The sequence below is a fragment of the Brevundimonas sp. 374 genome, assembly GCF_900102995.1.
Lineage (GTDB): Bacteria > Pseudomonadota > Alphaproteobacteria > Caulobacterales > Caulobacteraceae > Brevundimonas > Brevundimonas vesicularis_C.
In genome coordinates this window covers 1,393,951-1,417,942 of the sequence record NZ_FNKT01000001.1, presented here as the reverse complement: position 1 = coordinate 1,417,942, position 23,992 = coordinate 1,393,951, and the positions used below count along the sequence as shown (strand labels likewise).

Here is a 23,992-nt window from a genome sequence, read left to right as displayed (position 1 = left end):
GATGCGGTGAAGAGCCCCTCCGTCACGGCGCAAGGTGCGCCGCGCCACCTCCCCGCTCCACGGGGAGGAGACAACGTCGCCGCAGTGCAACAAAACTGTTGCGCTTTACGTTCGTGACCGTTCAAGCTGCGACTTCAACGCGGCGGGGGCGGATGACGAGAGCTTTCGACGAAATGAATGGCGGTGGATCGGGTGCGATCCGCGACAGCTACAAGACGCTGGCGGCGTGGCTGGAAAACGCGCCGGCCGATCTGTTGCAGGCGCGCTCGCGCCAGGCAGAGCTGTTCTTCCGCCGCATGGGCGTGACCTTCGCCGTCTATGGCGACGAGGAATCCAACGAGCGGCTGATCCCCTTCGATGTCGTGCCGCGCATCATCGGCGCGGACGAGTGGGGCGGTTTGGAAAAGGGGCTGAAGCAGCGGGTCACCGCCATCAACGCCTTCCTGAAAGACATCTATGGGCCGCAGGACTGCATCAAGGCGGGCATCGTCCCGGCCGATCTGATCCTGACCAATCCGCATTATCGGCCGGAGATGCAGGGGCGTCGTCCACCGGGCGATGTCTGGTGCCATATCTCGGGTGTGGATCTGGTGCGCACGGGCGAGGACGGCTTCTACGTTTTGGAAGACAACTGCCGCACGCCGTCGGGCGTCTCCTATATGCTGGAGAACCGCGAGATGATGATGCGGCTGTTCCCCGACCTGTTCGCGGAACACGCCGTGCGTCCCGTCGAGATCTACACCGACATGCTGCTGCGCTCGCTGCAGGCCTCAGCGCCGGCAGGGGCGGGGGCGGATCCGACCATCGTCGTGCTGACGCCCGGCCCCTTCAACTCGGCCTACTATGAGCACAGCTTCCTGGCCGACAAGCTGGGTGTCGAGCTGGTCCAGGGCACGGACCTGTTCGTCAATGACGACACGGTCTTCATGCGCACGACCGAGGGGCCCAAGCGCGTCGATGTTATCTATCGCCGCATCGATGACGACTTCCTCGATCCCCTGACCTTCATGCCCAACTCCACCATCGGGGTGCCGGGGTTGATGTCGGCCTATTTCGCTGGACGGGTGACCCTGGCCAATGCGGTCGGGACGGGCGTGGCCGACGACAAGGCCGTCTATACCTACATGCCCGAGATCATCCGCTTCTTCACGGGCGAGGACGCCATCCTGCAGAACGTGCCGACCTGGCGCTGTCGCGAGCCGGACGCCCTGAAGGAAGTGTTGGATAAGCTGCCGGAACTGGTGGTCAAGGAAGTCGGCGGATCGGGCGGCTACGGCATGCTGGTCGGGCCGACCTCGACCAAGGCCGAGATCGAGGATTTTCGCGCCAAGCTGATCGCCGATCCCGACGACTTCATCGCCCAGCCAACGCTGAGCCTGTCGACGGCCCCGACGCTGAACGGCGGCGCCCTGTCGCCCCGCCACGTCGACCTCAGGCCGTTCGTCCTGTCCAGCCCGGCCGGGGTGCGCGTCGCGCCCGGCGGCCTGACGCGGGTGGCGCTGAAGGAAGGGTCGCTGGTGGTGAACTCCAGCCAGGGCGGCGGAACTAAGGACACCTGGGTGCTGGACAACTGATGCTTTCACGCACCGCAGACAGCCTCTATTGGACCGGCCGCTATATGGAGCGGGCGGACTTTCTTGCCCGCATTCTGGAGGCGGCGATCCGTCTCGCCGCCCTGCCGGCGAAAGATCAGGCCGCCGTCACCGCCTGGGCGGGGGCCATCGCCTCGTCGGGGGTCAAGGCCGGCTTTGACGCGACCGGCCGGACCGTGTCGGAAAAGTCCGTGCGGGAATATCTGGCCTTCGGCTTCGACAATCCGACCTCGATCAAGGCCTGCATCACCAAGGCGCGGACCAATGCGCGCTCGGTGCGCACCGCCCTGACCATCGAACTGTGGGAGGCGATCAACGGCGCCTGGAACGGTCTGAACGAGCTAGGCGAACCGACCAAGCGCGACGACTTCACCAACTTCCTCGACTTCGTGAAATCGACGTCCCTGGCGGTTGAGGGCGCGTCGTCGCGGACCATGCTGAGGAATGACGCCTACTGGTTCCTGCGACTGGGCATGGCGATCGAGCGGGCCGACAACACCGCACGCCTGCTGGACGTGAAATATCACCTGCTGCTGCCGCCCGGCGAACGGGTGGGCGGGCAACTGGACTACTTCCAGTGGACGACCCTGCTGCGCGAGGTTTCGGCATTGACCGCCTATCGCTGGGTTTACCGCGAAAGCGTTCGGCCTTGGCTGGTGGCGGACCTGTTGGTGCTGAACCGCCAGATGCCGCGCTCGCTGGCCTCATGTCAGGGCATGATCGTCAGCTATCTGGAGAAGCTGGCCACCGATTACGGCCGGCGCGGCCCGGCGCAACGGCTGGCCTCCAATCGCCTCAGCCAGTTCAACGAGGCCAAGATCGAAGACATTTTCCAGTCCGGCCTGCACGAATACATCCAGAGCTTCCTGAACGAGAACAACGCCCTGGCCGCGGCCGTCCACGAACAGTATCTGGTCTGACCATGCGGATCCGGATCGATCACTCCACCCGCTACGCCTACGCCAGGCCCGCGCGGTTCATCGTCCAGATGCTGCGCCTGACGCCCAAGTCGTGCGAAAGCCAGCAGGTCCGCGACTGGCGGATCGAAACCGATGTGGACGCCCGGCTGCGGCGCAGCGAGGACGCCTTCGGCAACATCGTTCACAGCCTCTATACCGAGCGGCCGACCGATGCCCTGACCATCCGCGTCACCGGCGAGGTCTCGACAGTCGAGACGGGCGGCGTCGTGAAGGGTCAGGCCGAGCGGCTGTCCCCCTTGGTCTATCTGCGCGAAACCCCGATGACGAAGGCCGACGCCGGCATCGTCGACTTCGCCCGCTCCATCCCCGATGGCCCGACGCTCAATCGGATGCATCGGTTGATGAGCGCGCTGAAGGATACGGTGGCGTTCGAGGTCGGCTCGACCTCGGCCTCCCACACCGCCGCCGACGCCTTCGCCCAGAAGCGCGGCGTCTGTCAGGACCATTCGCAGATCTTCATCTCGGCCGCGCGCCTGCTGGGCGTGCCGGCCCGCTATGTTTCGGGCCACCTCAGCCGTCAGGACGGACGCCACGATCAGGACGCCGCCCATGCCTGGGCCGAGGCCTGGGTCGAGAATCTGGGCTGGGTCGGGTTCGATCCGGCCAACGGCATCTGTCCCACCGAACACTATGTCCGGGTCGCGGTCGGCCTGGATGCACGGGGCGCCACCCCGATCCGGGGCACGAGCTATGGCGGCGGCCAGGAGCAACTGACCGTCGCCCTGAATGTGCGGCCGGTGCAACAGAGCCAGCAACAACTGCAATCCAGTGGATGGCCCCGATAGGCATGACGCGCGAATCTGTTAGCGTCTGGGGATTCGCAACGCGGGGAGCGAATAGAGCGAAGTGACCTATTGCGTAGGCATGCTGGTGGACGACGGGTTGGCGATGATCGCCGACACGCGCACCAATGCGGGCGTGGACAACATCTCGTCCTATCGCAAACTGCACATCTACAAGTCGCCGGGCGAGCGGATCCTGGCGGTCGCGACGGCCGGCAATCTGTCGGTCACCCAGACGGCGCTGGCCATGGTCGCTGCCGGGGTCAAACTCCCGGACTCCACCGAGCTTGAAACGCTACAGACCGCCCCGACCCTTTTCCGCGCCGCCCAGCTTCTGGGTCATGCGATGGCCAGCGTGCGCGCCAGCATCAATACGCCGCCGACGCCGACCGCCGATGGGCTGAACGTCACCGCCTCCATGCTGCTGGGCGGTCAGATCGCCGGCGGCAAGATGGGGCTGTATCTGATCTATGGGCAGGGCAACTTCATCGAGTGCGGGCCCGATACGCCCTATCTGCAGATCGGCGAGCTGAAATACGGCAAGCCCATTCTGGATCGCGCCCTTCACAGCTCCACCTCCCTGTCCGAGGCGGTGAAGCTGGGACTGATTTCGTTTGACTCGACCATCCGCTCGAACATCGCCGTCGGCCCGCCGCTGGACCTGATCGTCATGCCGCGCGACCGGCTGACGGGCACGGCGCGGCGCATCGAGGCGGATGATCCCTATTTCCGCGACCTGGGCCGGCGCTGGTCCGAAGCCCTGGCCGCCGCCCACCGCGCCATGCCCGATCCGACCTGGTTGGATATCGACACGTCGGCGCCTCAGAGGAGCATCAGCGCCGTTGGCTAATTAAGATTGCGATTTGTTCGCAATTGTCTTGTGCCTTCCTGTGGAGCTGGTTATTGCGAGCGCATCGCAAAATCAGACCAAAAGGTCGCAAGACTATGTCCGAATCCCGCGCCGCCGCGCTCCGCTCGCTTCTGTTCGCCTCCAGCGCCGCCGGCATGCTGGTCGCCGCCCCCGCCATCGCCGCTGACGTGACCGCCGAGGACGGCGTGGTCGTCACGGCCGACCAGTCCCAGCCCGCCAATCTGGGCACGATTGACGTCAACGGTCAGTTCAAGAAGCCGGCCCCCGTCAGCCCCGAGTTCGTCGCGCCCCTGTTGGATACACCGCGCGCTGTGACGGTCATACCCCAGGCCATCATCGAACAGACCTCGGCCTCGTCCTTGCAGGACCTGCTGTCCAACTCCCCCGGCATTACTTTCGGGGCAGGCGAGGGCGGTCAGCCGCTGGCCGATCGTCCCTTCATCCGGGGTCAGTCGTCGGGCAACAACATCTTCGTGGACGGCATTCGCGACACGGGCGGCCAGCAACGCGAGGTCTTCAACCTGGAGCAGGTTGAGGTCATCAAGGGGCCGGACGCCGTCTATTCGGGACGCGGCTCGGGCGGCGGCAGCATCAATCTGGCCTCCAAATCGCCCAAGCTGAACGCCTTCACCAATGTCAGCGCGGGCGCGGGCACCGACGGCTATTTGCGCGGCACGGTCGATGCGAACCTGCCGCTGGGCGAGACCGCCGCTCTGCGCATCAACCTGATGGGCGCCCAGGGCGACGTGCCTGGCCGCGACGCCGTGGACTACGACAAATGGGGTGCGGCCATCAGCCTGGGCGCCGGTCTGGGCACGCCGTCGTCTATGGTCTTCAGCTACTATCATCTGACCAGCGACCAGATGCCCGACTACGGCATTCCGCTGTTCACCAAGATCCAGTCACGCACGACCGACAGCGGCGTTCTGGATGTGCCCTATGACAGCTTCTATGGGCTGAAGGCGCGCGACTACCTGACCAATGGGGTGGATACCTTCACCTTCAAGGCCGAGCATCGCCTCAACGATTTCGCCACGATCCGCAACGTGAGCCGCTATTCGCAGACGCTGAACGACTACATCGTCACCAACCCCGGCGACGGCGGATATGTCGGACGCGCGGCGGACGGGACCTACTGGATGAAGCGGGGCACCAAGACTCGCTGGAACCCGGTCACCACACTGGCCAATGTGACGGATGTCTTCGGTCAGTTCGCCACCGGTTCGATCAAACACAGCTATGACGTCGGCGTGGAGCTGTCGCGCGAGCACAACAGGAACGCCTCCTATTCGACCTACACTACCTCCGGCTCGGCCTGTCCGACCGGTCTGACGACCGTCAGCGGGTCGTATCCGACCGCCGCCGGGTCGCTGGGCGCGGGAGACTGCACCTCGGTCTACAACCCCAATCCCGACGACGCCTGGACCGGCGTGATCAATCGCGGCCCGACCAGTTCGAACACGACCGAGGCCATCGGCGTCTATGCCAACGACAGCATCACCCTGACCGAGCGACTGATCCTGAACCTGGGCGTTCGCTGGGACCAGTATTCGGTCAAGGGCGTGAACGCGGCGGCGACCCAGTCAGCCGGGGTCTGGACGACGACGGGCTATACGGCCGTTCCGGAACAGACCTGGGAGTTCACCAACTATCAGGTCGGTCTGGTGTTCAAGCCGACCCAGAACAGCAGCGTCTATGCGTCCTGGTCCACCTCCTCGACGCCGCCGACCATTTCGGCGGGCGACCAGAACGCCTCTGGCGGCACGGGCACGGTCAATGGCGTCGCCAACACCGTTCTGGATCCGGAAGACACCGAAAGCTTCGAGATCGGCGCCAAGGCCAATGTCTTGAACGACCGTCTCGCCCTGTCGGCGGCCGCCTTCCACCTGACCCGCAAGAACGCCCTGATCCTGGTCGAGCCCAACATCTTCCGTCAGGAAGGCGAGGTGGAGGTCAACGGCTTCGAGCTGGGCGTGTCAGGCAGCATCACGCCGAAGTGGACCGTGTTCGGCGGCTACACCTACATGGACTCCGAACTGACCAAGGCGGCCGTGATCGTGTCGGGCACGCCGCCAGTCGCAACCGTCAATCCGCTGCAAGGCCTGCCGCTGGCCAATACGCCCAAGCACAGCGCCAGCCTGTTCACCACCTATCGCGTCCTGCCACGGCTGACGGTCGGCGGCGGCGTCTACTACACGTCCAAATCTCTGGGCGGGAATCAGGGCGGCGCGGGCGGCGGGAACAACCGCATCTATGCGCCCGAATGGACTCGCGTGGACGCCTTCGCCGCCTATGATCTGACGGATCGCGCGACACTTCAGCTGAACGTCAAGAATGCGACGGACGAGGAATACATCATGCGCACCAACGGCGTTCACCACGCCGATGTGGCCGCAGGTCGCCAGGCCATCCTGGCCTTGAACCTGCGCTTCTAACGGCCGTTTCCCCGGCCTAGTCTGACGGTCCCGCGATCCCCGCGGGGCCGTTTTGTCTTTCAGCGAGAACGCCCGTGCTGCTGCAGATTCCGGAAGTCTTCTCCAAGGCCGAGGTCAAGGCTCTGCGGGCGCGGCTGGACGCCGGGCCGTGGGCGGACGGCAACGCCACCTCGGGCCATCAATCGGCGACGGCGAAGAAAAACCTGCAACTGCCCGAAGAGTCGGACGTGGCGAAGGAGGTCTCCGCCCTTGTCGTCCAGGCGCTGAACGCCAATCCGATGTTTGTGGCGGCGGCCCTGCCGCACACGATCTTTCCGCCCTTGTTCAACCGCTACGAAGGCGGGGGTGAGTTCGGCCTGCACGTCGACAACGCCATCCGCCAGTCCCGCACCGGCGGGGCGATGCGCATTCGCAGCGACCTGTCGGCGACCCTTTTTCTGTCCGAGCCCGAGGACTACGATGGTGGCGAACTGATCATCGAGGAGATGTACGGGTCGCAGGCGATCAAGCTGCCGGCTGGCGATCTGGTCCTCTATCCCTCCAAGAGCCTGCACCGGGTCACGCCCGTGACGCGCGGCGCGCGGGTGTCGTCCTTCATGTGGATGCAGAGCCTGATCCGCGATGACGCCGATCGCGAGACCCTGTTCCGTCTGGACATCGCCACCCAGCGCGTGGCGTCCGAGAAGGGGCCGAAGGATCAGGCGGTGATCGAACTGACCGGCGTCTATCACAATCTGCTGCGGAGCTGGACCGAGGTCTGACGCCCGCCTCACCACAGCGCCGCTAAATGCTATTGCAACCCGTTCGCAACAATGGCACAGCGAGCCCGTGACCGAACTCGCCACACAGCGTCAGGCCGAAACCGCAGCCAAGGGCTCCAAACCCAAGGCGGCGCTGAACGGCGCACGGTCGTTCTGGCTGAAGCAGCTTCACAGCTGGCACTGGATTTCAGCGGCGGTCAGCCTAGTCGGCATGATCCTGTTCGCGGTCACCGGCATCACCCTGAACCATGCGGCCTCAATCCCCGGCGATCCGGTCACGGTCGAACAGACCGCGACCTTGCCGGCGCCCCTGTTGCAGCGGCTGGCGAGCTTCCCGCAGGAGACGACTGATCCTGTCCCCGACGCGGTCGCACGCTGGGCGTCCGACGCTCTAAAGGTCGAGATCGCCGGCAAGCCGACCGAGACAACGGCGGAGGAGGTCTATGTCGCCCTGGCCATGCCCGGCGGCGACGGCTGGGTCACCATCGACCGTTCGACCGGCGAGACGCTGCACGAGAAGACGACACGCGGCTGGATCGCCTACCTCAACGACCTGCACAAGGGTCGCAACGCCGGCGTGGTCTGGTTCTGGTTCATCGACGTGTTCGCGGCGGCCTGCGTCATCTTCGCCGTCACGGGCCTGGGCCTGATGTTCCTGCACGCCAAGGGTCGGCCCTCGACTTGGCCGCTGGCGGCGCTGGGCCTGCTGATCCCCGTCGTTATCGCCCTGATCTTCATTCACTGACGAGTTTTCCGATGCGCCTTCTTCCCGTCGTCATCACCACCGTCGGCCTGGCCGCCGCCGCTGCGCCCGCCATGGCCGCCGACCTGACGGTGTCGGTCGAGATTCCGCGTCTGAACACCGCCTCCTATCATCGCCCCTATGTCGCGGTGTGGATCGAAAAGCCGGACCAGTCCGCCGAGCGCACCCTGGCCGTCTGGTATCAGCAGACTCGCAACAACGAAGGCGACGGCAAGGACTGGCTGAAGGATTTGCGCACCTGGTGGCGCAAGGGCGGTCGGGCCATGAGCCTGCCGGCCGACGGCGTATCCGGGGCCACGCGCGCGCCGGGCCGCCAGACCGTCACCGTGCCCGCCGCCCGGCTGCGCAACCTTCAGCCCGGCCAGTACAACATTGTCGTCGAGGCGGCCCGCGAACTCGGCGGGCGTGAAGTCGTTCGCGTGCCCTTCCGCTGGGGCGCGGCCAACACCGGCGCCGGAACCGGCTCCACCGAACTGGGCGCCGTGCGCGTCGCCGTCTCTCGCTGAGGATCAAGACCATGAAGAAGACGATCGCCCTGCTGACGCTGGCCGCAGCGCTGGCCGCCCCCATGGCCGCCCAGGCCCACCGCGCCTGGCTGGCGCCCACCGCCACGACCCTGTCGGGCACGGACGCCTGGGTCGGATTCGACGCCGGCATGTCGAACCAGGTGTTCAACCCTGACCACGCCGCCATGCGCCTGACCGGCCTGACCATCACCGCGCCGGACGGCTCGGCGGTCCAGCCCGAGAACGCCATGCAGGGCCGCTATCGCTCGACCTTCGACGCCCATTTGACCCAGAACGGCACCTACAAGATCGCCAACGTCATGAACGGCGTGATGGCCAGCTACAAGCTGAACGGCGAGCAGAAGCGCTGGCGCGGCGCGGCGGCTGAATACCTGGCCGCTCTGCCTGCTGGTGCGACCGAGGTGCAGGCGACCCGCACCGCCAGCCGGATCGAGACCTTCGTCACCCTGAACAACCCGACCGACACCGTCTTCAAGACGACCGGCGAAGGACTTGAGCTGGTGCCGGTCACCCACCCCAACGACCTGGTCGTGGGCGAACCCGCCACCTTCAAACTGCTGAACAATGGCCAGCCGGCGGCGGACATCGACGTCACCGTGGCGCGCGGCGGTTTGCGCTACCGCGACAACCCCGAAGAATCGACGCTCAAGACCAACGCCGAGGGCGCCTTCACCATCACCTGGCCGGAAGCGGGCATGTACTGGCTGAACGCCTCGGTCCGCACCGAAGGCCAGGGCGAAACGCTGGATTCCAACGCCAGCTATGTGGCGGCGATGGAAGTCCTGCCCTAAGCGAAGGGCCATGTCCGACATTCCCCCCTCGCGCGGTTCCCGCGCCGCCCCGCCCACGGTCAATATCGGCGACGCCGCCCCTCTGGGCGACCGCGCCGACAACCGCGTCCTCGTGCCCGCGATCGAAGGCGCGCCGCCCCGTCCGCCCAGCGACCTGATCCGCTCGCTGGGCGGCGAAACCATGGGCACGACCTGGAGCGCGCGCGTCATCGCCCCGCCAGGCGTGGGCGAGGCCGAGATCCGGTCTGCGATCGAAGAGGAACTGGCGACCGTCGTCGGTCTGTTCAGCCCGTGGGAGCCGTCCAGCGAAATCAGCCGCTTCAACACCGCGCCGGCCGGCGTCTGGGCGGTGTCCCAGCCGTTCTGGGATCTGCTGGATGCGGCGATGACCCTGGGTGACGAGACCAACGGCGCGGTCGATCCGACCCTGGGTGCCTTGGTCGATCTGTGGGGCTTCGGCCCGCCCGGACCGCGCTCGGCCTTGTTGCCCGTCCCGTCCGAGGACGAGATCGCGGCGGCTGCGGCCGTCTCGGGCTGGCAAAAGCTGCGGCTGAACGGCGATGCGCGCGCGGTGATGCAGATGGGCGGGATGAGGCTGGACTTCTCCGGCATCGCCAAGGGTCATGCGGTGGACCGCGTGTCCGACCGCCTGATGGCCATGGGCGCGACCTCGCACCTGATCGAAATCGGGGGCGAGCTGAAGGGGCGCGGCGTCAAGCCGGACGCCCAGCCCTGGTGGGTCGAAATCGAGCGGGTCGAGGGTTCGCCTGCGCCCCACACCGTGGCGGCCCTGTTCGATCTCGCCGTGGCGACCAGCGGCGACTATCGCCGCGCGTTCCGCCATGACGGGCGCATTTATCCCCACACCATCGACGGATCGGCCGGTCGGCCGGTCAGCAACAATCTGAGTTCGGTGACCGTCCTGCACCCCTCTGCCATGATGGCCGACGCCTACGCCACGGCCCTGACCGTCATGGGACCGTTCGACGGACCGGACTACGCCGAGGCCGTCGGCCTGATGGCCCATTTCGTCGAACGCACCGAGCGCGGCCCGGTCGAGCGGATGTCGCCGGCCTTCGCCGCCCTGCTCGACGACGACGGAGATCGTCCGGGGTGACAGCCGATCCGCAGCGCTGGCTGTGGGCGGTCGGGGCCTTGGCGCTTTGGCTGGCCCTGATCGCCGTCATCGTCTGGCGTGAGCGCAAGGCGAGGGCGGCGGCCCGCGCGCGGTCTGATGCCCTGGCGGGCGCAGGCGATGGCCAGCCGGTGCTGATCGCCTTCGCCAGCCAGACGGGCTTCGCCGAAGAACTGGCGTGGATGACGGCGCGCGCCTTAAGCGACGGCGGCGTGGGCGCGCGGGTGCTGTCCCTCGCCGATCTGGATGTGCAGACCCTGAAGGCGGCGGACCGCGCATTGCTGATCGTCTCGACGACCGGCGAGGGCGATCCGCCCGACAGCGCGGCCCGGTTCGTACGCAAGGTCATGGGCGAGGCGACGGACCTGTCGGAACTGCGCTTCGGTCTGCTGGCGCTGGGCGACCGCAGCTATGACCAGTTCTGCGGCTTCGGCCATGCGGTCGACGGCTGGCTGCGACGCGCCGGCGCCGAACCGCTGTTCGACATGGTCGAGGTCGACAACGGCGAGGCCGGCGCCCTTCGCCACTGGCAGCACCAGTTGAACCAGATCACGGGCAGCGTCACGGCTCCCGACTGGACTCCGCCCGCCTACGCCCCCTGGCGGCTGGTCGAACGCACCCTGGTCAATCCGGGCAGTCCCGGCGGCGAGGCCTATCATCTGGCGTTCGAGGCCGTGGGCGCGACGTCCGACTGGTCGGCCGGCGACATCGCCGAGGTCGGCCTGCCTGAGCGTGATGGCGTCACGCCGGGTTCACGTGAATATTCCATCGCTTCCCTGCCGTCGGACGGCCGGGTCGAGTTCCTGATCCGACTGATGCGCCATCCTGACGGCGCGCCGGGCCTGGCCTCGGGCTGGCTGACGCAAGACCTGTCGCTCGGCGGCGAGATCGGGATGCGGCTGCGCACGAACCGCAGCTTCCACGGCCCGGCGGACGAGACGCCGATGATCCTGATCGGCAACGGCACGGGCATCGCCGGACTGCGCGCGCACCTGAAGGCGCGCACCGACACGGGCGGGGCCTGGCTGCTGTTCGGTGAACGCACCCAGGCGCACGACGCCTTCTTCGATGCGGAGTTGCAGGCCTGGCTGGCGTCGGGCGTGCTGCGGCGGCTGGACCGGAGCTTCTCGCGCGATGCGGGCGACGGCCGATATGTGCAGGACTTGGTCGCGGCGGCGGCCGACGAGCTTCGAGATTGGATCGCGCGCGGCGCGGCGATCTATGTCTGCGGCAGTCTGGACGGCATGTCGCAAGGCGTGCATGCCGCGCTGGAAAGCGCGCTGGGCGCGGACGTGGTGCTGACCATGCTGGAAGACGGCCGCTACCGCCGCGACGTCTACTGAACCCCGTCTTTGCCGATGGGGGCTACTGGCCTAGTCGCCCCAGCAGTTCCGCCGCGAAGGTCGACAGGGTGTCGTCGCGCGCGCCCATGACGATGATCCGGTCGCCCGGCTTGGCGATCTCGACGATCCGGTCGCCGCAGTCGGCGCGCGTCGCCAGCGCCTCGGCCTGACGGCCGGCGGCGCGGACGCCGGAGGCGATGTCTTCCGATCCCACGCTGCGGTCGGTGGTGCCGCCGTAATAGACCGGCTCGGGCATCAGCAGCACGTCGTCCTCGCGCATCAGGCCGGCGAAACCGTCGATGAACTCGGACTTCATCAGCTTCAGCGGCCCGAACCCATGCGGCTGAAACAGGATCAGCAGCCGCCCGTCGAAGGCGTGCAGGGTCTTCAGCGTGGCGGCGATCTTGTCCGGGTTATGGGCGAAGTCGTCGATGACGGTGATGTCGCACGCCGTCCCGACGACCTCCATCCGGCGCCGGATGCCGGCGAAGGTCTCCAGCGCCTTGACCGCTTCGGCCGTCGGCACGCCCAGCGCTCGCGTCGCGCCCAGCGCGGCCAGGGCGTTGGCGACATTGTGCGCGCCGGGCACGTTCAGGACGACGTCGTGTTCGCTCCAGCCCTCGATCAGGCGGAACCGCATGCCCGTCGGCAGAGGCTGAAGATCATGGGCGGACAGGTCGGCCTTCTCTTCGCCCAGGCCGAAGGTGATCGCCTTGCCAACCGGCAGGGTCTGGACCAGCGCCGCCGTCTCGGGATTGTCCAGGTTCAACACGGCCGTCGTCGCCCGCGCGGTGAAGCCGCCGAACAGGTCGCGCAACTCCTCCATCGACTTGTGGTCCAGCGAGATGTTGGACACCACCGCCACCGTCGGATCGTAGCGGGCGATGGAGCCGTCGCTTTCATCCACCTCCGACACGAACACGTCTGGCCCGCCGATCAGGGCGCTGGCGAACGGATGGTCGGCGTCGGCGAAGTTCTTCATCACCGCTCCGTTCATGACGGTTGGCTCGCGGCCTGTCTGATGCAGGATCCAGGCGATCATGCCGGTGATGGTGGACTTGCCGCTGGTGCCCGCGACCCCGACCGAGGTCGGGGCGTCGTTGAAGAGTTCACTGAGCAGCTCGGGCCGGGTCTTGATGGTTGCGCCGGCGCGCCTGGCCGCGCCGATGTCGGGCACCGTCTCCTCGATGGCGCCGGTGGCGATGACGGTCTGATCCGCGCGGGTCACGCCCGATCCGTCCTGGGGATACAGGGTCACGCCGTGGGCGCGCAGCCAGTTGAACTTCTCGGGCGTGCGGCCCTGGTCCAGCGCCCGGTCCGACCCTTCGATCACGGCGCCGCGCGCCTGGACGATCATGGCCAGGGGCAGCATGCCCGACCCGCCGATGCCGCAGAAGAAATAGGAGGCGTCTTGGTTCATGCCCCCTTAGAACAGGGGATCGGGCCGGTCCGCCAGTAGGGGATCGCAAAAACGACGAAGAAGACGGACGTGACCACCAATAGCTTCAAGATCGGCGTCGTCTGCGCCAGTTCGCGCTTTGCGAAAGAGCGCGCCGAGGCCGTCGAGGCCTGGATGGCGCACAACCATCCCGACCGCGATGTCGCCGTCGTCTTTCACCCCGCCTGTTTTCTGAAACACGGTCATTTCGCCGGAGACGACCGGGCGCGCGCCGACGCCTTCGTCGAGTTCGCCAACGACTCCCGCATCGACGCCATCTGGTTCGCGCGCGGCGGCTACGGCTCGTGCCGCATCGCCGATGCGGTGATCCCGCGCCTGGACGCCGTCGCCCGCAAGAAGCGCTATATGGGCTATTCCGACGCCGGCAGCCTGTTGGCTGGAATGTACAAGGCCGGATTTAAGCATCTGGCGCACGGACCGATGGCTTCGGACGCTGTGCGCGACGACGCGACCGTGCGCGGCGCCCTGTCTTGGCTGACCACGGGACGCACCGACTGGATCGAGCCGTCGCTGGCGACCGATCCGCGCCCGGCCGTCGCCTTCAACCTGACCATCCTGAACGAACTGACCGGCACGCCGCTGGAGCCTGATCTGTCCGACCACGTCCTGATGCTGGAGGAGGTGTCCGAGGCCGCCTACCGGATCGACCGGATGATGTTTCACTTGACCAGCCAGGCCAGCATCCGTCGCGTGGCCGGGATTCGCCTGGGACGAGTCTCGGACGTCACGCCAAACGATCCCGATTTCGGTCAGACTCCGGAGGAAATCGTTCGATACTGGTGCCTGCGTTCGGGTATACCCTTTCTGGGAAGCGCCGATATCGGGCATGACGCCGCCAATAAGGTCGTCCCGTTCGGTCGCCCGTAAGGCGAACGACGCGCGACGAAAAGGACACAGTCTCGCCTCTATTCGCTATGCCGGGGCCGCCCGCCTCTCGACAGAACGGCGGTCCTGACCTCAGATGCCGTTCCGCGAGGCGTTAGGACTTCGTTAGCCAAGGCGTTGGGGGACGCTGCGGTTTGCGCCTTCTGCGATGCGGCGGTTCGTTCGGATATCGGGGGATGCCCGGACGAGCCGCCTGATCGTCCTTCAGCCCAACGCGCCCAGATATCGTTCCCATGCCGCCCGTCCAGTGACGGTCAGGACGACGCGGGTGCGAGGCTTGCGGCCCAGAAAACCCCGTCGCAATTCAATGTAGCCGGCGGTTTCCAGTCGGCTCAGGTGACTGGACAGGCTGTTGTTCGGGGCGGCCAAGGCGAGGGCGAGCTCGGTGAAGTCGGCGGCTTCGGCGGTCGAGAGATAGGCCATCACCCCTGTTCTTAATCGATGGGAAAAGGCGGGATCGACGCTGGGCTCGGCCGTCACCTGCGCGTCTCGCGTATCAGGATCATCGCAGGAGCGAAGGCCAGAAGTATCAGACTGGCGCACATGACAACCAAGGCGGCCAAAGACGCTGTGCCGACCCATGCCAAGGCAGCGGCTGCGCCAAAACTTCCGATCGCAACGGCGATGAGCCACCTCCGGTCGCTGGCGATGGCGGTGGTCCACCACGCTGCGCCCCATAGGATCAACACGACCGGCCAGATGACCTGGGCGATTTTAGTCGCATCCGGCGCGGCTTCGTTTCGCGTAACCAGGTGGAAAATGACAAAGGTGGCGACCAGCGCGATGAAGCTGCCGGACCATGTCGCTGTGGCCGATCGGCTAAGGCGGACTCGGTTTGGACCCAAAGTTCTCCAGATCGTCCACGCGACGGTGGCGAAAAAGATCACGTGCGAACCTGTAATCACCCACGATCCCAGGAAGTTAGAGATCGGTCCTGTCACGGGTGTACCGGGTTGCGGCAATCCTTCGATCACGAAGGCCGTCAGGATGGCCAATAGGGCAAAGCCATAGGCGCCTCCGAACACGGCGATCAAGAGCAGGAAAGGGGCGGGCTGCCCGCGTCCCGCTACCGCCAATCGTTTCAGGTAGGCCAGGTCGGCTTCGTCCCTTGACGAAGAAGAATGGGTCATTTTTGGCTCTCCCGCGATTTGACTACTTTAGAATACAAACTTGTCGAGTCAAGGAGGGTATTGCGCTCATTCGATTCGCTTGTGAGGCCCGCAGGGCTTAAGGATCGCGGGTGCGTTTCGACGAGAGATTCATCGATGAACTGAAGGCCCGCCTTCGGCCGTCCGACGTGATCGGGCGGACGGTGAAGCTGAAACGTCAGGGGCGGGAATACGTCGGCCTGTCGCCCTTCTCGAAGGAGAAGTCGCCGTCCTTCTTCGTCAACGACGACAAGGGCTTCTTCCACGACTTCTCGTCCGGCAAGCATGGCGACATCATCTCCTTCCTGCAGGAAACCGAGCGGCTGAGTTTCGTCGAGGCGGTGCAGCGTCTGGCGGGCGAGGCGGGGATGCAGCTTCCCGCCGAAGACCCCAAGGAGGCCGAGCGCGAGCAGAAGCGGGCGGGTCTGTCGGACTGGATGGACCTGGCCCAGAAATGGTTCGCCGCCAATCTGCGCCGCACGCCGGGCAAGGCGGCGCGCGAATACCTGGACAAGCGCGGGCTGCCCGAGGATCAGTGGGAGCGGTTCGGCCTGGGCTATGCGCCCAACGACCGCGAGGGGCTGAAGCAGGCCTTGGTCCAGCGCGGCGCCAAGCCCGCCGAATTGGTCGAGGCCGGGCTGCTGATCTCGCCCGAAAGCGGCGGCCAGCCCTATGATCGCTTCCGCGACCGGCTGATGTTCCCGATCCTGGATGCGCGCGGCCGGATCGTCAGCTTCGGCGGCCGGGCCATGAACCCCGACGACCGGGCGAAATATCTGAACGGCCCGGAAAGCCCGCTGTTTCACAAGGGCGCGACCCTGTATGGCCTGCCCGAGGCGCGGCGGATTCTGGGCGCGGAATCCAAGAACGACCAGGCCATCATCGTGGTCGAAGGCTATATGGACGTCATCGCCTGCCAGCGCGCGGGCCTGCCGGCCGTGGCGCCGATGGGCACGGCCCTGACCGAGGAGCAGATGGAACGGCTGTGGCGCGTGTCGCACGAGCCGATCCTGTGCTTCGACGGCGATGCGGCCGGACTGCGCGCCGCCTATCGCGCCATCGAACGCTCGCTGCCGCTGCTGAAGCCGGGGCGGTCGTTCCGATTTGCGCTGCTGGGCGCCGGTCAGGATCCCGATGACATTCTGCGCGACAAGGGCGCGCCCGCCCTGCGTCAGGCCCTGGCCGAAACCCATGGGTTCGCCGAGGTGCTGTTCCGCCGCGAACAGGATCTGGAGCCGCTGGACACGCCGGAACGCAAGGCCGGCTTCAAGGCGCGGCTGCGGAACACCGCCTCGGCTATCCAGGACAAGGATCTGGCCGAACAATACCGCCGCGACCTGTTTGACCGTTTCGACGCCCTGTTCCCGCGCAGCCCTCAACGCGCGCCTTGGACGCCGGCGCAGGGCAAACGCGGTTTCGGCCCGCCGCCCAAACTGGGTCAGACGGCGGAGGGGGCCCAGGCGATGCAGTCGCTGTTTCGCGCCATCGAGCCCGTGCCGGCCGCTCTGGCCCACGGCGCCATCGACGACCCCGAACGGATGGACGACCATCTGGAAGAGATCGCCGCCCACGGATTCGGCGACAAGGGGCTGGATGGACTGGCGCAGGAGCTGGTTCGCCTGCGTCTGTCGGGACATAGCCTTGACTCCGCCGCCCTGCGACGCCATCTGGCGCAATCGGGTCATGATGCCTTAGTGCGCGAGGTCGAGAAGGCGGCGGCAAAGTCCGGCGCGCCATTCCTGGCCGCAAATGCGCCCCTCGCCGAGGCAAGGGTCCGATGGTCGCAGGCGTTCGACGCTTCGACGCGGGTCGCCGCGTTGGAGGACGCCTTGGCCCATGCACGTGATGTGCCTGGGCAGGATGAGGCGTTCCGCCGGCTGAAGGCCGAGCGGGATGCGCTTCGCCGTGCGATCAAAGCCGGGACGATTTGGGAAGACAGCGCGGGCACGTAACCTTACGGCACGCCAAGCATTGTATTTTTCGCCGGGGCGGACTGATCACCCTCTCGGCTGGAGACAGACTGACTATGAACGCACAGACCGAGACGCAGGACACCGAGGTTTCGACCGATGGGCCCCTGCTCGATCTGACGGACGCCGGCGTCAAGAAGTTCATCAAGCAAGCCAAGGCGCGCGGCTATGTGACGATGGAGGAGCTGAACAAGGTCCTGCCGTCTGAAGAAGTCACGCCCGACGCTATTGAAGACACCTTGGCGATGCTGTCCGAAATGGGCGTCAACGTCGTGGAGGCCGAGGAGGACGCGCAGGAGCAGCAGTCCACCGACGTCGCGGCTGCCGCCGGCACCGCCGTGGCCGAAACGCCCGCCAAGTCGGCCTATGACCGCACCGACGACCCCGTGCGCATGTACCTGCGCGAGATGGGTTCGGTCGAACTGCTGAGCCGCGAGGGCGAAATCGCCATCGCCAAGCGGATCGAGGCCGGCCGCGACGCCATGATCTCGGGTCTGTGCGAAAGCGCTCTGACCTTCGAGGCCATCATGGTCTGGCGCGACGAGCTGGAAAACAACCGCATCCTGCTGCGCGAGGTCATCGACCTGGACGCCACCTATGGCGTTCTGAACCCTTCGTCCCTGCCGGGCGCCGCCCAGCCTGAAGGCGAAGAGGAAGAAGAGGCCGAGGACAAGCCGGCCGCCGAAGACAAGCCTGAGTCCGACGACGACGATGACGACGACTTCGACGACGGCGGCGGCATGTCGATCTCCGCGTTGGAAGCCGAGCTGCGCGACGGGGTTATGGACGTCCTGAACGCGATCGCGGCGGACTTCGGCGCCTTCCGCGCCCTGCAGGATAAGCTGGTTCAGACCCGCCTGAAGGGCGAGGTGCTGAGCGCCAAGGATGAAAAGGCCTATCAGGCGCTGACGACGTCCATCTCGGATCGTCTGAAGACGATGAAGCTGAACAACAACCGCATCGAGGCGCTGGTCGAGCAGCTCTATGCGATCAACAAGCGCCTGATCGGTCTGGAAGGCCGTCTGCTGCGCCTGGCCGACAGCTACGGCATTTCGCGGCCCGAGTTCCTCAAGGCCTATTTCGGCTCGGAGCTCGATCCCACCTGGACCGACCGGATCAAGGATCAGGGCGTGCGCTGGACCAAGTTCAGCGAGAATGAAGCCAGCCAGATCGCGACCATCCGCTCCGACGTCGCCGCCGTGGCGCTGGAAGCCGGCCTGCCGATCGACGACTATCGCCGCATCGTCCAGACGGTGCAGAAGGGCGAGCGCGAAGCGCGGCAAGCCAAGAAGGAAATGGTCGAGGCCAACCTGCGCCTCGTGATCTCCATCGCCAAGAAATACACCAACCGCGGCCTGCAGTTCCTGGACCTGATCCAAGAGGGCAACATCGGCCTGATGAAGGCTGTCGACAAGTTCGAATATCGTCGCGGCTACAAGTTCTCGACCTACGCCACTTGGTGGATTCGTCAGGCGATCACCCGCTCGATCGCCGACCAAGCGCGCACCATCCGTATCCCGGTGCATATGATCGAGACGATCAACAAGATCGTCCGCACCAGCCGCCAGATGCTGCACGAGATCGGCCGCGAGCCGACCCCGGAAGAGCTAGCCGAAAAGCTGGCCATGCCGTTGGAGAAGGTGCGCAAGGTCCTGAAGATCGCCAAGGAGCCGATCTCGCTGGAAACCCCGATCGGGGACGAGGAAGACAGCCACCTGGGCGACTTCATCGAGGACAAGAACGCCGTCCTGCCGATCGACGCCGCCATCCAGTCGAACCTGCGTGAGACCACCACCCGGGTTCTGGCGTCACTGACGCCGCGCGAGGAGCGGGTCCTGCGGATGCGCTTCGGCATCGGCATGAACACGGACCACACGCTGGAAGAAGTCGGCCAGCAGTTCTCGGTGACCCGCGAACGCATCCGTCAGATCGAGGCGAAGGCGCTGCGCAAGCTCAAGCACCCGTCGCGGTCGCGCAAACTGCGGTCCTTCCTGGACAGCTGATACGATCAAGGGCGGCCCCGACGGGCCGCCCTTTTTCCTGGCAGGCGACATGGCCCGAAAACACGTCAATCTCGGCACGGCGCCGGCCAAGTCCGACCTGCCGGAAAAGCTCTGCGCCGCCTGCGGCCTGCCGTTCGCCTGGCGCAAGAAGTGGGCGCGGGACTGGGATCAGGTGCGGTTCTGCTCGGATCGGTGCCGGGCCAAGGGCGCGTCCGAAGACCGCCGATAGACGGCTCTCCGCCTCGTGACCACGGCGGCGGCGGGAATCAGCTAAGCGTCGCGACCATGCTTTCCGTGTCGCGCGTCTCTCCCATTCTCATCGGCCTCGGCGTCCTGCTGATCCTCAGCGGCTGCGTGCGGCGGCCGCCCGAGCCGTTGCGGCCGCCATCGCCCTATCCGTCACGCACCGAAGCGCCGCTGGTCGGGGGACTGGTGGATCGGATGATCGACGGCGGGACCCAGGCCCTGGTCGTGCGCGAAGGCGGCGATCTGGGCCGTTGTCTGGCCGAGTTGAACGCCGCGCGCGTGCGGTTCAGCCCCGTGCCGGATCGCCAGAACACGGCCACCTGCGGCTTGAGCAAGGGCGGGGTGCTGGGCGCCGATCTGGGGACGGTAGCGCGCATGGCGCCGGGCGATGTGGAGATGACCTGCCAGACCGCGCTGGCGCTGAGCATCTGGCGTCGCCAGTCGCTGGAGCCGGCGGCGCGTGAGATTCTGGGCTCGGACGTTGTGCAGATCGATCACATGGGGGCCTACGCCTGTCGCAATGTGAACAACGGCGTGGGCTCCAACCGCGTCAGCGCCCATTCCCAGGCGGCGGCGCTGGACTTCGCCGGGGTGCGGCTGAGAGACGGGCGTCGCATCACCGTGACCAGGGACTGGAACGGCGACACGCCCGAGGCGCGCTTCCTGAAGCGTATTCGCGACGACGCCTGCCGCATCTTCGGCACGACGCTCAGCCCCGACTACAACGCCGTCCACTACGACCACCTTCACCTCGAGGCGACCGACACGCGCTTTTGTCGCTGAGGCAACGCTTTGGCGCGGGGCGGATTACGCCCCTATGCGCGGTGAACTGAAGACCTATCAGGCCAAGCGCCGGTTCGGCGAAACGCCCGAGCCGAAGGGCGCGAAGGGCAAGCGCGGGAAGGGCGGCTTCCGCTATCTGATCCAGCGCCACGCGGCGACGCGTCTGCACTATGATTTCCGCATCGAGGCGGACGGGGTGCTGAAATCCTGGGCCGTGACCAAGGCGCCGTCGCGCGACACGGCGGTCAAGCGGCTGGCGGTCGAGGTCGAGGATCATCCGCTGGATTACGGATCGTTCGAAGGCACGATTCCCGACGGCAACTACGGCGCCGGCACGGTACAGATGTGGGATGTCGGCACCTGGGAGCCGCAGGAGCCGGATCTGGAGGCGGCCTGGGCCAAGGGTCAGATCAAGATGATCCTTCACGGCGAGCGGCTGAAAGGCAAATGGGCGCTGATCCGGCTGAAGAGCGACAGGGGCAAACCCTCCAAACGCAACAACTGGCTGCTGCTGAAGGAGAAGGACGACTTCGCCGTGGCGGGCGAGGGTGATGCGCTGGCCGAAATCGACGCCTCTGTGACGACCGGGCGGTCGCTGGCCGAGATCGCGGATGGGACGAAGGAGTGGACGGCGTCCAAACCGACGGGGCGAAAGGGCCCGGCCAAACCCACGCCCTCGAAAGCGGCGGCGAAGGCCAGGAAGCCGCCGGCCTTCGTGCCGATCCAGCTGTGTAAGGTGACCGACCATCCACCGGGCGGGACGGGCTGGGCGCACGAGATCAAGTTCGACGGCTATCGCATCCAGATCGGGGTCGGCGGCGGTCGGGCGGTCTTGCGGACGCGCAAGGGTCTGGACTGGAGCGACAAGTTCTCGGACCTGGCGGCGGACGCGGCGACCTGGCCCGACGCGGTGATCGACGGGGAGCTGTGCGCGCTGGACGACGATCACATGCCGGACTTCGGGGCGTTGCAAGCCGCGATCTCGGACGAGAAGACGGAAGGCCTGGTCTACTTCGCTTTCGACCTGCTGTTCGAGGGGGCGGAGGATCTGCGCAACCTGCCGCTGTCGCATCGCAAGGCGCGGCTGCAGGCCTATGTGGACCGGATCGGAAAGGCGGACGCAGGGCGGCTGCGCTACGTCGAGCATTTCGCCTCGACCGGCCAGGCGGTGCTGGAGAGCGCCTGCCGGATGGATCTGGAAGGCGTGATCTCCAAGAAACTGGACGCCCCCTATCATGCCGGGCGGTCTTCGACCTGGCTGAAGTCCAAATGCCGGGGGCGCGACGAAGTGGTGATCGGCGGCTGGTCATCCGAGGGCGGCACGCGGTTCCGCTCTCTGCTGGTCGGCGTTAGGGAAAAGGGCGGCCTTCGCTATCTGGGCCGGGTCGGGACCGGCTATGGCGAGGCGGTGACGAAGACGCTTGTTCCGGCGCTGAAGGGCGTGGCGGCGGAGAAATCTCCCTTCGCCGGGGCGGGCGCGCCCAAGGCGGCCAAGGACATCCATTGGGTCAAGCCGGTGCTGGTCGCCGAGGTCGAGCATGGCGGCTATACCGAATCCGGATCGCTGCGGCAGGCGGCGTTCAAGGGGCTGCGCGAAGACAAGACGGCCGCCGAGGTCACCGAGGCGCCGCAACCGCCCACGGACATGGTTGAAGCCAAGAAGACCACGACCACGGTGCGACCGGCTGGAAAGCCCGGCAAGGTGGTCGTGGCGGGCGTGACCCTCTCCAGCCCCGATAAGATGTTGTGGCCCGCCGTCGGCGACCGGCCGGCGATCTCCAAGGCCGATCTGGCGCGCTACTACGAGGCGGCGGCTGAGCGGATCCTGCCCCAGGTGGCGGACCGGCCGACCTCGATCATCCGGGCGCCCGAGGGAATCGGCGGCGAGACCTTCTTCCAACGCCACGCCATGGCGGGGTCGAACCCGCGGCTGAAGCTGATCGACGTCAAGGCGCGCACGCCCTATGTGGCCGCCGTCGATGCGGGCGGCCTGGTCGCCATCGCCCAGTCAGGCGGGCTGGAACTGCACCCCTGGGGCTGTGCGCCCGGCCAGCCAGAAATCCCTGACCAGATCACCTTCGACCTGGATCCGGACGAGGGGCTGGACTTCGCCGACGTCATCGCCGCGTCTAAGGTCGTGAAAGCGAAGATCGAGGCGCTAGGTCTGGCCGCCTTCGTCAAGACGACCGGGGGCAAGGGGCTGCACGTCGTGGTGCCGATCAAGACCGACGCCCGCTCTCGCGTGACCTGGGATCAGAACAAGGCCTTCGCCAAGGCGGTGGCGGAGGCCATACGCGTCGAGGCGCCGGACCGGTTCACCACGACCCTGGCCAAGAAGGCGCGGGGCGGAAAGATCTTCATCGACTATCTGCGCAACGGGCGGATGGCGACGGCGGTCGCGCCCTGGTCGCCGCGCGCCCGGCCGGGGGCGGGGATCGCCTTCCCGCTGTCGTGGGGGCAGGTGAAGGTCGGGCTGGATCCCGCCGCGTTCAACCTTTGGACCTATGCGTCCTTGCTGAAGAAGCCCGATCCCTGGGCCGATTTCCGCGCTTCGGCGGTCAGTTTGAAATCGGCGCTGAAGGCGATGGGCGTCTAGGCCGCTGTCTTCTTCTTTGCCGCAGCCTTCTTGGGCGTCGCCTTCTTTGCCGGGGCCTTCTTTGCGGCCGGCTTCTTCGTCCCCGTCGCCGACCCCTTGAGGCTGTTCCGCAGTGCGGCCATCAGGTCGATGACATTGGTGTCGTCGGGTTCGGCGACATCGACCACGCCCTTGCCCCCCTTGGACTTGGCCTTGATCATCGCGCGCAGAGCGTCGTCGTAGCCGTCCTTGAAGTCGGTCGGGTCGAAGTCCGCTTCTTTCTGTCCGATGATGCGCGCGGCGATCTCGACCATGTCGGGATCGGCCTTCACTGTCGGAATGTCGTCGAAGTAGTCGTCGGAATCGCGCACCTCGTCATGGGCGCGCAGGGTGTAGGCGATCAGCCCCTTGCCCCGGACCTCCAGCGCCAGCTGACGCTCCTTGCCGCGCAGGACCAGCTGGCCCAGCGCCACCTTGCCCTGTTTCTCCATGGCGTCGCGGATGACGGCGAAGGCCTCGACGCCCGCGCCTTTCTCGGGAACCACGAAGAAGGGATCGTCCCAATACAGTCGGTCGATATCGTCCTCGTCGACGAACTTGTCGATCGAGATGGTCTTGGTGCTTTCCAGCTTCACCTTGTCGAAGTCGGCGTCGTCGAACAGGACGTATTCGTCCTTGGACACCTCATAGCCGCGCACCAGATCGTTGCGCTCGACGGGCCCGGCGTCCGGGTCGGTCGGCACCATGCGGATGCGATTGTTGGTGTCAGGATTGATCAGGTGAAACCGCACGTCGTTCGTGCTGGTTGTCGCCGTGTAGAGGGCCACCGGACAGGTGACCAGCGACAGCTTCAGATGTCCTTGCCAGGTGGGGCGGGCGGCCATGTCGGTTCTCCTCGATCCGTGACAATGCGTCAGGGCGATTTGCGTTCGAACAGGGCCGC

At 66.4% G+C, this 23,992-nt stretch carries 21 protein-coding genes; 17 read left to right on the top strand and 4 right to left on the bottom strand.

Annotated features, from left to right (window positions below):
- Positions 1-152 precede the first annotated feature (152 nt).
- From BLR19_RS06950 to BLR19_RS06900, 11 genes are all read left to right on the top strand, one after another.
- Positions 153-1,574 carry a circularly permuted type 2 ATP-grasp protein gene (locus BLR19_RS06950; protein ID WP_017504409.1) on the top strand — a complete coding sequence of 474 codons (1,422 nt, stop codon included), beginning with the start codon at positions 153-155 and terminating at the stop codon, positions 1,572-1,574.
- On the top strand, positions 1,574-2,512 hold the full coding sequence (locus tag BLR19_RS06945; RefSeq protein WP_091748762.1) for an alpha-E domain-containing protein: 939 nt from the start codon (positions 1,574-1,576) through the stop codon (positions 2,510-2,512). Before BLR19_RS06950 ends, BLR19_RS06945 begins: the two co-directional genes overlap by 1 nt.
- A 2-nt stretch (positions 2,513-2,514) precedes the next feature.
- Positions 2,515-3,357, top strand: coding sequence for a transglutaminase family protein (locus BLR19_RS06940; protein WP_091748759.1), 843 nt, complete (start codon positions 2,515-2,517; stop codon positions 3,355-3,357).
- Between the two features lie 61 nt (positions 3,358-3,418).
- On the top strand, positions 3,419-4,204 hold the full coding sequence (locus tag BLR19_RS06935; protein ID WP_091748756.1) for a proteasome-type protease: 786 nt from the start codon (positions 3,419-3,421) through the stop codon (positions 4,202-4,204).
- A 95-nt stretch (positions 4,205-4,299) separates the two neighbouring features.
- Positions 4,300-6,660 carry a TonB-dependent receptor gene (locus BLR19_RS06930; protein ID WP_091748753.1) on the top strand — a complete coding sequence of 787 codons (2,361 nt, stop codon included), beginning with the start codon at positions 4,300-4,302 and terminating at the stop codon, positions 6,658-6,660.
- Positions 6,661-6,734: 74 nt separating this feature from the next.
- Positions 6,735-7,421: a Fe2+-dependent dioxygenase gene (locus BLR19_RS06925; RefSeq protein ID WP_091748750.1), complete on the top strand. Its 687-nt coding sequence runs from the start codon at positions 6,735-6,737 to the stop codon at positions 7,419-7,421.
- Positions 7,422-7,488: 67 nt separating this feature from the next.
- The gene (locus BLR19_RS06920) at positions 7,489-8,166 is read left to right on the top strand and encodes a PepSY-associated TM helix domain-containing protein (RefSeq protein ID WP_091748747.1); all 678 of its coding nucleotides are present in this window, start codon (positions 7,489-7,491) and stop codon (positions 8,164-8,166) included.
- A gap of 11 nt (positions 8,167-8,177) precedes the next feature.
- Positions 8,178-8,690 carry a DUF2271 domain-containing protein gene (locus tag BLR19_RS06915; RefSeq protein ID WP_055752840.1) on the top strand — a complete coding sequence of 171 codons (513 nt, stop codon included), beginning with the start codon at positions 8,178-8,180 and terminating at the stop codon, positions 8,688-8,690.
- Between the two features lie 11 nt (positions 8,691-8,701).
- On the top strand, positions 8,702-9,502 hold the full coding sequence (locus BLR19_RS06910) for a DUF4198 domain-containing protein (protein ID WP_091748744.1): 801 nt from the start codon (positions 8,702-8,704) through the stop codon (positions 9,500-9,502).
- Between the two features lie 10 nt (positions 9,503-9,512).
- The gene (locus BLR19_RS06905; RefSeq protein WP_091748741.1) at positions 9,513-10,619 is read left to right on the top strand and encodes an FAD:protein FMN transferase; all 1,107 of its coding nucleotides are present in this window, start codon (positions 9,513-9,515) and stop codon (positions 10,617-10,619) included.
- Positions 10,616-11,980 (top strand): sulfite reductase subunit alpha, encoded by a 1,365-nt coding sequence (locus BLR19_RS06900; RefSeq protein ID WP_091748738.1) that lies wholly within the window; start codon positions 10,616-10,618, stop codon positions 11,978-11,980. Before BLR19_RS06905 ends, BLR19_RS06900 begins: the two co-directional genes overlap by 4 nt.
- A gap of 22 nt (positions 11,981-12,002) precedes the next feature.
- Here the strand turns inward: BLR19_RS06900 and murC are convergent, their stop codons facing one another.
- Positions 12,003-13,400, bottom strand: a complete 1,398-nt coding sequence (gene murC, locus BLR19_RS06895) for a UDP-N-acetylmuramate--L-alanine ligase (RefSeq protein ID WP_091748735.1) — start codon at positions 13,398-13,400, stop codon at positions 12,003-12,005.
- A gap of 69 nt (positions 13,401-13,469) precedes the next feature.
- Here murC and BLR19_RS06890 point away from each other — a divergent pair, with 69 nt between their 5' ends.
- Positions 13,470-14,306 (top strand): LD-carboxypeptidase, encoded by an 837-nt coding sequence (locus tag BLR19_RS06890; RefSeq protein ID WP_091748731.1) that lies wholly within the window; start codon positions 13,470-13,472, stop codon positions 14,304-14,306.
- 222 nt (positions 14,307-14,528) lie between these two features.
- On the opposite strand, the gene BLR19_RS06885 is transcribed toward BLR19_RS06890, so the two are convergent.
- The gene (locus BLR19_RS06885; RefSeq protein ID WP_091748728.1) at positions 14,529-14,906 is read right to left on the bottom strand and encodes a winged helix-turn-helix domain-containing protein; all 378 of its coding nucleotides are present in this window, start codon (positions 14,904-14,906) and stop codon (positions 14,529-14,531) included.
- Positions 14,801-15,454: a hypothetical protein gene (locus BLR19_RS14805; RefSeq protein WP_176758240.1), complete on the bottom strand. Its 654-nt coding sequence runs from the start codon at positions 15,452-15,454 to the stop codon at positions 14,801-14,803. The genes BLR19_RS06885 and BLR19_RS14805 overlap by 106 nt, the downstream gene beginning before the upstream one ends.
- Positions 15,455-15,564: 110 nt before the next feature.
- Between BLR19_RS14805 and dnaG the strand changes: the two genes are divergently transcribed.
- The 5 genes from dnaG (at position 15,565) to ligD (ending at position 23,070) form a co-directional block, all read left to right on the top strand.
- Positions 15,565-17,424: a DNA primase gene (dnaG, locus tag BLR19_RS06875; protein WP_091748722.1), complete on the top strand. Its 1,860-nt coding sequence runs from the start codon at positions 15,565-15,567 to the stop codon at positions 17,422-17,424.
- Between the two features lie 74 nt (positions 17,425-17,498).
- Positions 17,499-19,445: an RNA polymerase sigma factor RpoD gene (gene rpoD / locus BLR19_RS06870; RefSeq protein WP_091748719.1), complete on the top strand. Its 1,947-nt coding sequence runs from the start codon at positions 17,499-17,501 to the stop codon at positions 19,443-19,445.
- 49 nt (positions 19,446-19,494) lie between these two features.
- Positions 19,495-19,674, top strand: coding sequence for a DUF2256 domain-containing protein (locus BLR19_RS06865; protein WP_091748716.1), 180 nt, complete (start codon positions 19,495-19,497; stop codon positions 19,672-19,674).
- Between the two features lie 56 nt (positions 19,675-19,730).
- The gene (locus BLR19_RS06860) at positions 19,731-20,474 is read left to right on the top strand and encodes an extensin-like domain-containing protein (protein ID WP_091748713.1); all 744 of its coding nucleotides are present in this window, start codon (positions 19,731-19,733) and stop codon (positions 20,472-20,474) included.
- A gap of 34 nt (positions 20,475-20,508) precedes the next feature.
- On the top strand, positions 20,509-23,070 hold the full coding sequence (gene ligD / locus BLR19_RS06855; RefSeq protein WP_091748710.1) for a DNA ligase D: 2,562 nt from the start codon (positions 20,509-20,511) through the stop codon (positions 23,068-23,070).
- Here the strand turns inward: ligD and BLR19_RS06850 are convergent.
- A complete protein-coding gene (locus tag BLR19_RS06850) occupies positions 23,067-23,933 on the bottom strand; it encodes a non-homologous end joining protein Ku (RefSeq protein WP_091748707.1) in 867 nt (288 codons plus the stop codon). The genes ligD and BLR19_RS06850 overlap by 4 nt on opposite strands.
- Positions 23,934-23,992 lie beyond the last annotated feature (59 nt).